The sequence below is a fragment of the Streptomyces sp. NPDC020192 genome, from assembly GCF_044388685.1.
Lineage (GTDB): Bacteria > Actinomycetota > Actinomycetes > Streptomycetales > Streptomycetaceae > Streptomyces.
In genome coordinates this window covers 43,068-56,621 of record NZ_JBIRXG010000016.1, presented here as the reverse complement: position 1 = coordinate 56,621, position 13,554 = coordinate 43,068, and the positions used below count along the sequence as shown (strand labels likewise).

The 13,554-nt window shown below is 71.2% G+C and carries 17 protein-coding genes; all 17 read left to right on the top strand.

Going from position 1 to position 13,554, the window contains the following annotated elements; translation table 11 throughout:
- The first annotated feature begins 10 nt into the window (after positions 1–10).
- Positions 11–724: a hypothetical protein gene (locus tag ACH47Z_RS28305; protein WP_399078491.1), complete on the top strand. Its 714-nt coding sequence runs from the start codon at positions 11–13 to the stop codon at positions 722–724.
- 29 nt (positions 725–753) lie between these two features.
- Positions 754–1,512 carry a hypothetical protein gene (locus ACH47Z_RS28300; RefSeq protein WP_399078489.1) on the top strand — a complete coding sequence of 253 codons (759 nt, stop codon included), beginning with the start codon at positions 754–756 and terminating at the stop codon, positions 1,510–1,512.
- Positions 1,509–2,177, top strand: a complete 669-nt coding sequence (locus ACH47Z_RS28295) for a hypothetical protein (protein ID WP_399078487.1) — start codon at positions 1,509–1,511, stop codon at positions 2,175–2,177. The genes ACH47Z_RS28300 and ACH47Z_RS28295 overlap by 4 nt, the downstream gene beginning before the upstream one ends.
- Before the next feature lie 30 nt (positions 2,178–2,207).
- A complete protein-coding gene (locus ACH47Z_RS28290; RefSeq protein ID WP_399078485.1) occupies positions 2,208–2,621 on the top strand; it encodes a hypothetical protein in 414 nt (137 codons plus the stop codon).
- A gap of 25 nt (positions 2,622–2,646) precedes the next feature.
- Entirely contained in the window at positions 2,647–3,285 is a 639-nt protein-coding gene (locus ACH47Z_RS28285; protein WP_399078483.1) for a hypothetical protein, read from the top strand.
- A gap of 28 nt (positions 3,286–3,313) precedes the next feature.
- The gene (locus ACH47Z_RS28280) at positions 3,314–3,703 is read left to right on the top strand and encodes a hypothetical protein (RefSeq protein ID WP_399078481.1); all 390 of its coding nucleotides are present in this window, start codon (positions 3,314–3,316) and stop codon (positions 3,701–3,703) included.
- Entirely contained in the window at positions 3,700–4,509 is an 810-nt protein-coding gene (locus ACH47Z_RS28275) for a DUF317 domain-containing protein (RefSeq protein ID WP_399078479.1), read from the top strand. Before ACH47Z_RS28280 ends, ACH47Z_RS28275 begins: the two co-directional genes overlap by 4 nt.
- Complete coding sequence (locus ACH47Z_RS28270) at positions 4,506–5,339, top strand: DUF317 domain-containing protein (RefSeq protein WP_399078476.1); 834 nt, start codon at positions 4,506–4,508, stop codon at positions 5,337–5,339. Before ACH47Z_RS28275 ends, ACH47Z_RS28270 begins: the two co-directional genes overlap by 4 nt.
- A 52-nt stretch (positions 5,340–5,391) precedes the next feature.
- Positions 5,392–5,745 carry a hypothetical protein gene (locus ACH47Z_RS28265; protein WP_399078475.1) on the top strand — a complete coding sequence of 118 codons (354 nt, stop codon included), beginning with the start codon at positions 5,392–5,394 and terminating at the stop codon, positions 5,743–5,745.
- Complete coding sequence (locus tag ACH47Z_RS28260) at positions 5,742–6,560, top strand: DUF317 domain-containing protein (RefSeq protein ID WP_399078473.1); 819 nt, start codon at positions 5,742–5,744, stop codon at positions 6,558–6,560. Before ACH47Z_RS28265 ends, ACH47Z_RS28260 begins: the two co-directional genes overlap by 4 nt.
- A gap of 56 nt (positions 6,561–6,616) precedes the next feature.
- Entirely contained in the window at positions 6,617–7,219 is a 603-nt protein-coding gene (locus ACH47Z_RS28255; protein ID WP_399078471.1) for a hypothetical protein, read from the top strand.
- Between the two features lie 5 nt (positions 7,220–7,224).
- Entirely contained in the window at positions 7,225–7,986 is a 762-nt protein-coding gene (locus ACH47Z_RS28250; protein WP_399078468.1) for a DUF317 domain-containing protein, read from the top strand.
- A 74-nt stretch (positions 7,987–8,060) separates the two neighbouring features.
- Positions 8,061–9,851, top strand: a complete 1,791-nt coding sequence (locus tag ACH47Z_RS28245; RefSeq protein WP_399078465.1) for a TraM recognition domain-containing protein — start codon at positions 8,061–8,063, stop codon at positions 9,849–9,851.
- Complete coding sequence (locus ACH47Z_RS28240; protein WP_399078463.1) at positions 9,848–10,342, top strand: XF1762 family protein; 495 nt, start codon at positions 9,848–9,850, stop codon at positions 10,340–10,342. Before ACH47Z_RS28245 ends, ACH47Z_RS28240 begins: the two co-directional genes overlap by 4 nt.
- An 858-nt stretch (positions 10,343–11,200) precedes the next feature.
- Positions 11,201–11,887 carry a hypothetical protein gene (locus tag ACH47Z_RS28235; protein WP_399078461.1) on the top strand — a complete coding sequence of 229 codons (687 nt, stop codon included), beginning with the start codon at positions 11,201–11,203 and terminating at the stop codon, positions 11,885–11,887.
- Positions 11,884–12,549 carry a hypothetical protein gene (locus ACH47Z_RS28230; protein WP_399078459.1) on the top strand — a complete coding sequence of 222 codons (666 nt, stop codon included), beginning with the start codon at positions 11,884–11,886 and terminating at the stop codon, positions 12,547–12,549. The genes ACH47Z_RS28235 and ACH47Z_RS28230 overlap by 4 nt, the downstream gene beginning before the upstream one ends.
- 13 nt (positions 12,550–12,562) lie before the next feature.
- Complete coding sequence (locus ACH47Z_RS28225) at positions 12,563–13,438, top strand: hypothetical protein (protein WP_399078457.1); 876 nt, start codon at positions 12,563–12,565, stop codon at positions 13,436–13,438.
- The last annotated feature ends 116 nt before the right edge of the window (positions 13,439–13,554 follow it).

Here is a 13,554-nt window from a genome sequence, read left to right as displayed (position 1 = left end):
AGAACCCCCCTTGGCCCTTGCCGCTCGCTTCCTGACCCTGGGGCGCGACGCGCACTCCGGAGAAGTCCTCGCCCGCGGCGGCGATCCGGAAGCCCACAGCATCCTTCAGCGCACCGGCTTCGTCCCCGTCGTCCGCCTCCACGAGACTTACCACCGCCTGCCCACCGGTCTCGACGCCGCCGAGGAGAAACGTCTCGCCATCCGTGCGGTGGCCCGGCTGCGCGCCGTCAGCTACCGCGTCGACACCGACGGCGCCTTCGACACCGAGACGCGCGAGGCGCACTACCTACCGCTCGGCTCGCAAGTCGCGCACCTCGCCGAACGAATCCGTGAAGCCACCACGAGCGACGAGGTTGCCGACGCACTGACCGAACTGACCGCCGCCCACGACGGAGTCCTCATCGCCCTGGGCGAAGTCCTCGCCGCGACTGCCGCCTTCTATCAGGACCTGGGACAGGACCCGGACCCGTACACCGCGCAGCGGCTGCAGTACCTCGCCGAACACCGGCTCGGCGTCATCCGGTCCGACCTTTCCCTCATGCGCAACGACCTCGCCGACCGGCACCAGGACCATCCCCTGCGCCGCGCGTGCACTGCCGAAGTCAGCCCTGACGAACGCGAAGCCTCCGCAGTCTGCGCCTGTCCACCGTCCCCGCCGCGCCTGGCCACCACCAGCCCCGCCGCCGCACCCGCCGCGGCGGCCCCGGCTAGCCGACGGCGCTAACCCCCACTCCGTTCCCCACCGAGGAGACCATGCACGACCCCACCCCCGACACCGGTCTCGGCTCGTTCGCCGCTGTCCTCGCCGGCGAACTGCCCGGTGCCTGGACCAGCACGTACCACCCGGACCGTGGCGGCAACAACGTCCACCACACCCTCACCGACCGCGTATGGGACATGAACGAGGTCGCCGACGCCCTGGCCAAGCGCACCGTGGAACACTGCGCCGTGCTGACCCGCGACGACGGCACCCACCTCTTCGTCGCGGACTCGCTGGGGCACGGCGAGGGATACCTGATCGCCGCCATGGCACCCACCGACGTACCGGCCGAAGCATTCCGTAGTGTCCGCGAGCCCGACGGAATCGCAGTGGCCGCCGATCCGTTCAGCGCCGCCGAGGACATCCACTACGACCTGCTGCCCCGCTACGACAAGGCCCTCGCCCACGTCCGCAACAACGCCGCCCGGCTCGCGGCATCACCGGCCGCCGAGCCGGAACGCGTGGTGATGACCTGGTCCGGCGACGCCCTCGTGGTCGACAAGCCCGACCGCCCCGACGTCGCCCAGGCTCTGACCGACTACGGCTTCGCCTTCGACGCGGAAAGCGATGCCTTCGTCCTGTCCGGCGACAGCTCCGCACGCCAGGCCGCGTCCGTGCAAGCCGCCAGCCACCGCCTGTCCGAGCTGGGCATTGGCGTCGTGCTGCCCACCCGGAAGGCGCGGCCTGCGCTGGGCACCACCGCGGTCGCACCGCCGAGCCCGCCGGTCACCTCCCCGCACCGGAACCGGTGACCCGCCCATACGAGGACGAGCCGGCCTTCCTCGTCCTGAAGTACGTCACCATCACCCGTGACCCGAAGTCCGCGCTGGTCGTCGCCATCGGGGGCGACCAACGCGCGGCCGGCCTCCTGCAGACCGTCGGCGGCTTCCATTCCGCCCCCGGTCCACGCGGCGACTACCACCGTCTGCCGCACACCCTGCCCGTCGAGGAGCAGCGGCAGGGTGCCACCGCCGCAGCCCATGCTCTGCTGCTGGCCGGATACAGCGTCCACCTCGACCCCACGCTCAACACCCTCACCACCCGGGGAAGCGACCGGCAAGCCGCCCACCGCCATCTCGAACAGCTCACCCAACTCGGCGGTGACGCCGCCGACGACCGGCAGGTGGCGGCGGTGCTGACCGAGATCGCGGCTCCCAACGACGGCCTGCTGCCCCGGCTCGCGCAGTCGCTGATAGCGACCTGGGCGTCGTGGAGTCGGCGCCTTCACGACACCGGCCGCGATCCTCAGATGGCGATCCGGCTGGGGGACATCGTCAACAACCTGTCCGTCCTCACCTGGCAGACCGAGCAGGTCCGCAACCACGCCGACCGCTCAGGCCCCGCGCCACAGATCCACCCCAGTCCCGTGTCCACAGCTCCCTCGCCGCTGCCCGCACCCGCCGTTGGACGGCGCTGACCCAACACCCTGAACAGGAGCGCCCCGTACGTGGGAAACCGCGCCGACGACGAAGGCACCGACGTCGAGATCTTCATCAGACCGCTGACCGACACGGTCCACGCTGACACTCCCACCGGTGCACCCGAACAGCTCCTGGCCCTGCTCGACAGCCTCGGCTTCGAACGCAAGACCCTGACGACGGCCGGCCCCGTCTATGTCTGGCACGAGGTCCCCGCCCACCTCACCGAGAACGAGAAGAAGCAGCTCGCCACCAGCGCCGTTCCCTCGCTACTCGTTGCCGGATACCTGGTCAACATCACCAACGCCGTCTGGGACGCCGCCGCCTATCAGCAGGCCGCGCAGGCGGTGCGCCGCCAGCCCAGCACCGCAGCCGCGCCGAGCACCCAGACCGCCTCCGCTGTCCGCGACCGCGGCAGTACGACGAAATCGCGTGGGCGGTGAGCCCCGATCGAAAGGAAGCCCGCTCGTGAGCCTGGCGGACGAGTACGACGTTGACGTCGAGCTCTACCACCGCGACGGCACCATCTACATCGACACCCGCACCAGCGCCCCGGAGCAACTGCTCGTCCTGCTCGACGACCTCGGCCTGGAGCGCCACGGCGGCAGGGGCGAGATCTGGCATCAAGTCCCCGCCCAGATGGACGAGATCGCCATGAAGGACATGGCCGATCGGGCGATGCCGCTGCTGAGCGGTCACGGCTATCAGGTCTCCATCGACGCGGGCCTCTTCGGCGGCACCGCCTACCGCGCCGCCCTCGCCGCGTCACAAACTCGAGCGCCGACACCCGCGCCCGTGGCGGCTGCCCCGCCCGCGCCGTACGCACTGACCACCCACCGCGCCGGCCCCCGAACGGGGCCAGCCCCGCCCTCACCTGGAGTCCCCGTCACCCGCGACACCGACCGCAGACCGCCGCCCATCACCGCAGACCGCAAGCCCCGTCTGGCCACCGCCCTGTTCCGCCGCTACCTGCGCGCCATCACCACCGGCAGCCGCACCCGGACCAACCCACTGGCCGGCGGGCGCCCCGAGGCCGCCCTCGACGAAGCCCGAAGCCGGGACATGTTCCTCCTCGTCGACAGCTACCGCATCCACCACCACGACTAGCAACCAACCCGGCCTGTTCAGGAGGCCCATGACCGACCCGACCCCCACCTCTGTACAACTGGCCGACAGCATCGCCCGCCAGCTCGGCCAGCTCCGCCGCCTCCTCGCCCTGGCGCCGCCGCACGAGGCGGCCCAGATCCTCGGCAGCGTGCTGGACTACGACACCGGCATCCTCGGCGAGGTCACCGGGCTCGTCGAAACGGGATCGCGTTTCGCGAAGACCCACTCCGAGCACGGCATCCTGCCGCCCGAGGTGTGGCTGGCCCTCGGCCGCGCCGCCAACGAACTGGGCAGCGTGGGCGTCGACCTCCACGGGCACACCGGTGCGATCAAGCAGCTCACCATGCCCTCCGCCCCGTCCACCAGTCCGGCCGCGCGGCCCGCGGCCTCGGCGATGGTCGTCAGGCGGCACCGGTGAGACAGAACAAGCAGTGGTCCGGCTGGGGCGCCGCCGGCGGTCAGCAGGCCCAGCAGCACTACCTCGTCGAGCCCCGCCATCTCGCAGGCGGCGGTGACCTGCGTCACATCACCGAGTACCTGCGCGCCTCCGGATGGAAGGACAAGTCCAAGAGCGGCGGCCCGGTCGTCTTCGACAGCCCGGACAAATCCGTGCGCATCGGATACGACTCGTTCACCCAGCCCGGCGGCTGGACGATCAGCGGGAAGCAGACCGCACACCAGGAGGCGTGGCACGCCACCTTCGGCCGGCAGACGCCCGTCGAAATCGTCGCCGGTGTCACCGACGCCCTGTTCAAGGAACGCAAGGCGCACGCCCCCAACGTGTGGGAGCCCCTGCAGCAGCAGGGCTGGGAGACCGAGCGAGGACAGCACTTCACCGCCCACAGCCCGGACGGAGACGCCTTCGTCCGCTTCCACCAGTCCGGCCCCGGCCAAGCCCACTGGTGGGCCGGCGCCCGCAACGAACACGGCCGGGTGTGGGAGGCGACGTTCACGCCGACCACGCCGATGCACTTGGTGCAGGCGTTCAGCACGGCGCTCGCAGACCCGCAGCCGGTGATGCGCCCCCTCGGCCACGTCCCGCCCTCCCAACGGATCCGCACCACCTCCGTGTCCGTCCTGCCGTCCCAGCTCAGTGCGTGGCAGCAGGCCCGGATCACCGCGGCCCGTGCCGCTACCTGGGCGGGCAACGCCTTCGCCTTCAACAAGACCCGCACGCCCGGACCAGGCGCCCGCCCGTACGCCAAGTCGGGACGGATGCGGTGAGCCACGAACGCTTCTACTCCCGCGTCAACGGCCCCACCCTTCACCAGTTCGACCACGTCCGATGGCTGGACGAGGTCACACCACGGCACCTGGCAGGCGGCGGCGACCCCCGGCACGTAACCGAGTACCTGCTCGCCTCCGGGTGGAGCAACCATTCGGTGCCCGGATATCCGCACGTCCTGCTGGAGAGCCCCGACCAGCAGCTGCACCTCACGTTGGAACCCCAGCTCGATGAGCACGACGCCTGGTGGCGCATCCACCCGGCCGAGGACCGCGCATGGTCCGCCCAGTTCGGCGGCCACACCCCGGTGGAGATCATCGCGGGCTTCACCGACGCCCTGAACAGCACAGCCCCACGGCCAGAAGAGACAGATCTGTGGCGCCTCGCGGCCAGCCGGGGGTGGGCCATGCAGCTGGCCAGCCGCGAGCGGGCCGCACTATCCCCGGATGAGACCGCCTACCTCTCCCGCGTCTCCTCACTCGTCGAAACACCCATCTGGCGCTGGACCGTCCAGGTCTCCATACCCCTCCCCGACGGGCGGCATCGGTGGATCTGGAACGCCTCCATCGACGAAGCCGCCCCGCCCGCCGCACTGACCGGATTCGTCGCCGCGCTCACCGATCCCGAGCCGCTGCTCCGCGACGAGGGCCAGACGCCGGGCCTCACCTTCGGCTTCCTCGACGCCCACCGGAGCCTCGTCACACCGGAACAGCACCGCCTGCGACATCTCCAGCGACTCAAAAACGCTCAGCGCCACGGCCCCCTCGAACAGGCCCCGGCGACACCGCCCCCTCCCCAGGGGCCGCCACGCCACCGCAAACGCCGCTGACCGCCCGCCCAGGGCGACCTCCCCCTCATTCCCGCTTCACACAAGGACGTTGATGCCCCACCCCTCTGTTCCCAACGACGACCAGGTCGCGCAGGCAACCGCCACCCTGGCCCAGGTCAAGGACTACCTGCGCACCGACCCGCCCGTATCCGACGTGCTGCCGCTGCTCGCCAGCCTCCTCGATGAGGACACCGGCGTCCCCATCCTGCTCGGCGACGTCCTGCGAAGCGCCGCCCGTATCGTCGCCCAGCAGGCCGCAAGCTCCGAGACCGACGAGATCCGCCTGATCATCACCGGGCTCAGGGAAGCCGCTCAGGAGGCCACGGACTGGCATGTCCTGCACTGGGACATGCAGCGCCTGAACGGCCACTCATTCGAGCCCGCAGGTTCGCCGACCACGTCGTGACCCGCCCCTACATCGCCAGCAAGGCGGACGACCCCTGGTCCCGGATCTGGTTCGACACCGCCCCCCGTCACCTCGCCGGGCCCGGTGACCCGCGCCATGTCACCCAGGCGCTGCGGGCCGGCGGGTGGAAGAACTACGGCGACCCGGACTTCCCCCACGTCGTTCTGTCTAGCCCCGACTTCCGTCACACGCTCATACTCGAGCCCGCCCCGGACACGTACACCTCCTGGTGGCGGATCTCGTCGAAGCACTGGCACGCATCGTTCGGCGGCAACACGCCCGCCGAGATCATCGCCGGATTCACCGACGCCCTCCTGCAGCCGGCACCGGTCGCGGAGCAGGACGTGTGGCCGACGCTGCAAGCCGCAGGCTGGATCCACGAGCGCGACGAGCGGGGCAACGAAAGTGCGCGCCACCCGGACGGCATCACCACCATGGAGCGGCGGGCGACGCTGACCTGCGACTACTTCAGCTGGACCGCCGAGGTCGCGCTCCCCACCGGTCTCGGCGGCCACCAGCGGCTGTGGCACGCGTACTTCGACGACCGAACCCCCCGTCACCTGCTCGCCGGCTTCGCCGCCGCCCTCACCGATCCCGCGCCCGTGCCGCGCGGCCACTACGACGTCCCGCACTCCCACCTGGTCACCCAGGTGGAACGCGGCGCCGTCGGCGAGCAGCTGGCCGCCGCTCACGACGCGCGCCTCAAAGCCGTCAAAGCCGCCGTCCGCAAGGCGCGCCGCAGCGCCGCGCCGAGCACCCGCCCCGCGTCGGCGCCTGCCACCGAGACGGCTGCTGCGACGGCACGGAGCCGCTGAACCACGCCCAGCCGCGCACCTCCATCAGCACTGAACCGGACGCCCAAAGGCCCCTCTTGACCACTTCACTTGAACCCGCGAGCCCGGCGCACCGGCTCTATCTGAGCCAACTCGCCATCTACCTGCGCCGCAGCAGGCTGATCCTCGCCGCCCGGGACGCCTACTCCGATAAGCACTCCGACCCCAAGACGTTCCAGCCCTACGACGAGGACGCGTACGGCCGACGCCAGCAGCAGCGCGACTCCGACACCCTGAGAGCCTTCGGCCGGGTCTACTACCACGCCGACGAGCTGGTGCACGTCGCCGAGCAGCAGCTCGCCCAGCTGCCAGTCTCCAGCCTGACCCGGCGCTACGCCTGGCAGGTGCGAGAACTGCACGAGGCCACGCAGCGGCTGTACGCCGTCCACGACGACTGGCTCGCCGTACGCCGCGCACTGCCCGAGGCGGCCAAGCCCGGCACGATGGCGTATGAGGAGCCGCTCGCCGAGAGCTACGCAGAAGCCTGGTCCTACCTCAACCAGTGGGCGATCCACGGCCAGGCTCTCTTCGCCGTCAACGCGCTGGCACAGAAGCAGTCGGAGGCATCCGCGCCGACACTGGTGACGACGACGCCCGTGCCCAAAACCGCCGCCACATCGTCGTCCGCGGTCCGGCGGTGACGGGCGTGAGTGACACCGTCGAGCTGACGCTCGTCTCCCCGGTCTATCTCGCCGGCCGCGGTGACCCAGGCTGGGTTACCGTCCCCCTCCACCGAGCCGGCGGATGGAGCTACGGCCATGATCCGCTGATGCCTCGCGTCCTGCTCTCCAGCCCCAACCAGCAGGCCACGCTGCGGATCGACCCCGACCCGGACGAGCCGTGGTGGACCATCCGCCACGCCCGCACTGACGACCAGCCAGCGTGGAAGGCCACCTTCGACGCCCACACGCCGGTCGAGATCATCGCCGCCTTCACCGACGCCCTCACCGATCCCAGCGCCCTGCACGCCGCCACACCGCCCACCGCTCCTCTGCGGCAGGCCGGTTGGCGCGACGAACCCCACCAGAGCGGCCTCGTGTCGCCCAATGGCGTGGTCCGTGTCGAGTACGTCACCGAGCACGGCCTCGACCACTGGTTCATCACGGTCGCCGACGGCCACACCCCCGACGAGGAGCTGTGGGGAGCATGCCTGGACGGCACCACCCCGCCCCATCTGGTCGCCGCCCTGACCCGTGCGCTCACCGACGACACCCCCGTCATCCGTGATCCGAACCGCCTGCCCGGTCTTGGCGTGCGCCACCGGCGCGCAGTCAGGCAGCACGTGCCCGTGGAGGCCGTCGCCTTCGCGCTGGAGAACCGCGTCAAGCACCTAACCGGCCGCCATCGGCAGCCGAGTACGCCGCCCCCGCAGCTTCCGTCCGTTCCGCGTACCGGACGCACGCCCTGACCCGCGCAGCCGCCGTCACCCTCACCGGCCCCTGAGCGTGCGCACCGCCCTCACCCGCCCCAGGAACCGCCCTCTTGCCGAACCCTTCCTCCCAGTCCACCGACGGCTACGACATAGCCTTCAAGATCCTTCTCGGTGCCATCGCCGTCGCCGTCCCCCTGTCCAACCTCGCCTGGCTCTGCGGCAATCTCACCGCCTGGGCCACCGACACCGGCACTGCCCCCTACCAGCCCGTTCAGGCCCTGCTGCATCCCGACAAGCTGTGGCCGGACCTGGGCGAAACGTCCCTCCTGCTCGGCGCGCGCATCCTTCCCGGCGCCGTGCTGGTCGCGATCGGCATCGCCGCCGCCGTGCTCTACAAGCGGCACCAGAACGGCAGCAGCGGGCGCAAGAAGCGCGTCGCTGGCATGGCCAAGCAGCAGGACATCGAGCCGCTGATGTCCAAGGCCATCACCGCCAAGGCCCGCTCCCTGCGCCCGAGTCTGAAAGACGCCAAGCACATCGACGCGGCCGACACCGGCATCCTGCTCGGGAACCTCCAGGGCACGAAGCACGAAGTGCGCATGGGGTACGAGGATGTGGCCGTCGCGATCATGGCGCCGCGCTCCGGCAAGACCACCTCGCTGGCGATCCCCTCCATACTCAACGCGCCCGGCCCTATCCTGCTCACGTCCAACAAGGCCGCGGGCGATGCGTACACGGCGACGCTCGACGCGCGGGCGGCGGTCGGCCGGACCTGGTCGATGGACCCGCAGCAGATCGCCCACGCGGAGCGGGCGATGTGGTGGAACCCCCTGGCCGACGCCAAGACCCTCGACGGTGCCGGCCGCCTCGCCGGCCACTTCCTCGCGGCCAGCGTCGACGCCTCCCAGCAGGGGGACTTCTGGTCCAAGGCCGGATCCAACATCCTGAGCCAGTTGTTCCTGGCCGCTGCGCTCGCCGAGAGGCCGATCACCGACGTGATGCAGTGGCTGGCCTTCCCTGCCGACCGGACCCCGCTCGACATACTCCGCGACCGCGGCTTCACCGCCGTCGCCGCGCAGCTCAAGGGTACCGTGGAAGGCCCGCCGGAGACCCGCGACGGCATCTACGAGACAGCCCGTCAGTACGCCGCCGCGCTGCTCAACAGTGAGATCGCCGCCTGGGTGACCCCACAGGAGGGGATCGAGGAGTTCCGCCCGTCGCAGTTCGTCACCAGCACCGACACGCTGTACCTGCTGTCGAAGGACGGCGGAGGCGGAGCCTCCGCGCTGATCGCCGCGTGCGCCGACTCGGTCATGCGGGCCGCGACCGCCCAGGCCGAACGCGCCGGAGGGCGACTCGACCCGCCGATGCTCGCGATCCTGGACGAGGCCGCCAACGTCTGCAAGATCAGCGACCTTCCGGACCTGTACTCCCACCTCGGCTCGCGCGGGATCATCCCGATCACGATCCTGCAGTCCTACCGCCAGGGGCAAAAGGTCTGGGGCGACGCGGGCATGGACGCCATGTGGTCAGCCTCCACCGTCAAGGTCATCGGCTCCGGCATCGACGACCCCGACTTCGCCGACAAGCTCTCCCGGCTGATCGGCGACCACGACGTCGAGACGACGTCCACCTCCACCTCCGAGTCCGGAAGGTCCACCTCTGTCAGCATGCGGCAGCAGAGGATCCTGCCCGCCGACGAGATCCGCGCCCTGCCCAAGGGCACCGCCCTGTGCTTCGCGACCGGCATGCGCGCCGCCATGCTCGACCTGCGCCCCTGGTACGCGGAGCCCGGCGCCGGGGAACTGGCCGCCGCCTCCGACCGGGCGTCCAAGGGCATCACCGCGCGCGCCGTCGCCAAGCACACCCCGCTGCAGTCCGACTTCCGGAAGGCCGCATGAGCGGGGACAGGCTGCACCTGGTGCCGGTCCGCTCCCGCGAGGCGAAGGAGTTCGTCCGCACCTGGCACCGCCACCACCCACCGCCCGCCGGACAGATCTTCGCCGTCGGAGCCGCCGACGAGGACGGCACCCTGCGTGCCGTGGCCATCGTGGGCCGGCCGGTCGCCCGCCACCTCGACGACGGCACCACCCTCGAAGTCACCCGTACCGCCGGCGACGGCGCCCGCAACGCCAACTCCCTGTTGTACGGGGCAGCGTGGCGGGCCGCGAAGGCTCTCGGATACCGGCGTCTGGTCACCTATACGCAGGAGGGTGAGAGCGGTGCGTCACTGCGCGGTGCGGGATGGCACATCATCGCCAGCCGCCCGCCCCGCGCCGGATGGCACACCCCCTCCCGGCCCCGCGCCGACCACGGCACCGACCGCATCGCACGCTTCCTGTGGGAAGCACCCTGCCCCCGTTCGGAGGTGGCGTGCAAACCATCGACCTGACGGAGCACACCCGTCTCCTCAGCCAGGTGGCACCCGCGCTGGAGGGCCTGCGCGCGGATGTGGAGCAGGTCCGGGAAGGCGGCATCGCCAAGCCGGTCAGGGAGATCGCGCCCATCAGCCTGCGGGTGCAGCAGCTGGCCGTGCAGTGCACCCAGCAGTTCCACGAACTGTCCGCCAGCCAGTACGCGTTCATGAGGGGTGGCCGGGAGAACCTCGCTCATCTCGCCGGTGCCTGCTACCGGATCTCGCTTGCCGCCACCCTGTGCAACCTGGCCATCCACCACCGCACCGAGATCCTGCTGTACGAGGACGCCGACCCGACCCCCGCCGCCAGCCGTGACCAACTCCGCCGTGCGGCAGACGAAATGAGACAGGCGGCCACCACGTACCGGGGTCTGGCACAAGCGCTGTCCCGCCGACTGGCCTCGGCCGCAGCACGAAACGAGGACCAGCAGCTCATCGCCTCCGCGCGCACAGAGCATCCAGAGATCGCCACCGCGCGTACGGCACCCGCATCGGCCGCGACGCTCCCGCCGGGCCGGCGACGAGGCCGCCCGCACCCGCGCGGCGCTGACCGCTCGCTCGTGCGCCCACGCACGGCTTCGGACAGGTCGGCTCCCGGCGCTCTCGCGCACCCCGCTTGCCTCATCCCTCTGTTCCCTTCCTCCCCCCTGTGGGCCCCTCACCCGGTCTGCGCCTGCAAGGAGTCCCACCATCGCCATCCGTCAGGTCGACCTCCTCGCGCAGGTCGACCATCTCCGCACACTCGGCGCCGACTTCGGCGCCCTGCACACCAGCGTCACCGAGCTGAAGTCCGAGCCAGGCAGCGAACTGCTTGCACAACTCGCCCCGAAGATCGTGCAGATCCACGAACTGATTGGCCGCACCCTTCAGCGGCTGGCTGCTCTCGACGGCAGCCAGTACACCGCCGTACCCGGCAGCCGCTCCTGCCTGGAAACACTCAGCTCCGCCGTCGCCACGGCCTCGCTCGCCGCCGCCGACCTGGCGAACGCGGTGGCCGACAACCCACTGGAAGGCGCCGACTTCGCCGGCGGTCCGCCGCTCGACGACGCTGCGGTGCGCAAGGCCCGGCATGCCGAGGCCGCGCCCCGGCTGGCCGAAGCCCTGGCCGACGCCGCCCACGATCTCGACCTGTGCGCGACGTCCTGCCTCTACACCGCCTCCGGCATCATCCGTGACCTCACGGAGCACCCCGAGCACCGACCGCCGCTCCCGCAGCTGACCCCCGCCCAGCACACGGCCCTGGAAAAGATCGCCCAGGGCGGCGCCAGCCTCTCCCGGTCACTGCGCGGCGGCCGGGAGAGCGTGCAGGCCGGTGACGGCAGCACCATCCATGCCAAGCCCTTCCACGTACTCGCCGAGAACAGGCTGATCCGTGTGCAGGGGACCTCCCTGCTCGTTCGGGACGTCACGATCACCACCGCCGGACGACTGGCCCTGGCCACCCAGCAACCCGGCCGCGCGCCGACGACGGCACCGGCCAAGGCGCCCACTGCCGCGACAACGGGTACCCGACGCCGGTGAACGGCCTCGCTGACCTGGCCAGCGCCTTCGGCCGTGGTCAGCGCCGCCCCGCCAGCGGCCACCGCCCCGGTGGCCCGGCCCACCGCGTCCCGCTGATCACCCCCGTCTGCCGACCGATTCCCCTCCGGAGCCCGCTATTGCGCACCTACGAGCCGCCCGACTTCGACGACATGACGCTGGAGGAGGCACTCGACGCTGTCCGCGCCGACCTGCACGACCATCCGATCACCGCTGACCCCACTGGCCTGTTCACCGTGATGCGGCACATCGACCTGCTGTGTCACCTCACCGCCCGCGCGGCCGGCGAAGCCGAGATGTGCCTCTCGCTCCACCACTTCGAGGGCACCTTCCAGAACCTGGCCGACACCCTGAGCCAGACAGCCGCCCACCTAGGCCGCGCCACCGCCCACTACACCCAGGCCCTGGCCCCCGTCGTCACCCTGAACAAACCCGGCACACAGGCCACGATCCAGCGGCAATTCCACGCGCTCGACGCCCACAGCCGCCTCCGCATGCACCTTGACGATGCCGCCCGCGCGCTGTCGGCCGCCCAGTCCACCCTGACCGCGCCCCGCGCCGCCAGTGGACGGACCACACCTGCACCGGCGCCCGGCCAGCGGGCCAAGCGCATCCGCTGGCTCGCCCTCGCTCACTCCCTTTGAAGACCCTCCGCTGATGACAACACCGCCCGACGACGCCCTGCTCTTCGATGTGGACGTGCCCGCGCCGCCGACCCCCGTGGGGCGGCTCCTGGCCCTCGCCGACCTCTACACCCAGCACAACGACAAGGTCGATCTCCTGCTCTTCGGCCGAGCCGCAGATCCCGACCCGAGCGACTACGCGGCTTCAGCCCGCCGGCTGGAGCGCGAGACCCTCGCCGCCATCAAAGCGATCCAGGACCAGCGCCTGCGCGCCAGCGACACGGTGACCGACGCCGTCGTACGGCTCAAGCAGCTCGCCTACCTCAGCGGCGGCGCCACCCGCTACCTCACCGCGGCCCAGCAGACGCTGCCCCCGGCCGACACAGCACACGAGCGCCCCGACCCCCGGCGTGGGATGGGCCAGTACGCGCGGCTGGCCCGTGAACTCACCGCCCTGGCACCCCGGGAGGCCGTCGAGTGCGCCGCGCGTGTCGCCGGCGAGGTGCGCCGGCGATCCCCTGCCACTACCGCCGCCGCTCCCGTTGACGACCTTGACCTTGAGCAGCGCGGTGTCCTGCTCGAAGTCGCCTGCGGCCACATCTGCGTCGCCAGAGACCTCGGCCGGCAGCACGTCTACTTCCGCTACAAGTTCGTGGGAGTCGAAGAGCTGCGCCGTCTGGATGCCAAGGGCCTCATCGCACGCGAGCCCGCGTCCGCACCGCCCTCCTTCCGCGGTGGCCTGCCGCGCGACCGCGTACGCCTGACCGCCCGCGGCATCGCCACCCTCGGCGCACTCATCGAACCGCCCTCCACCCTCAGGTTTCCGCCAGCGGCCCGTCCGGTGCCGACCGCGGCCAGCCAGCCGGCAGCAGGGCCATCCGCCTCGACCGGTCGATCGGCCACCCGGTAACCGCTCCGGCGCACCGCCACCCGCCTGTTTCCGGCGCTCTGCTCACCGTCCGCCCCAGGACGCCGGCCTCTGCCCGCCGAACCCGGAATCCGCCGTCCCCTTCCCGGAGCCCTCTC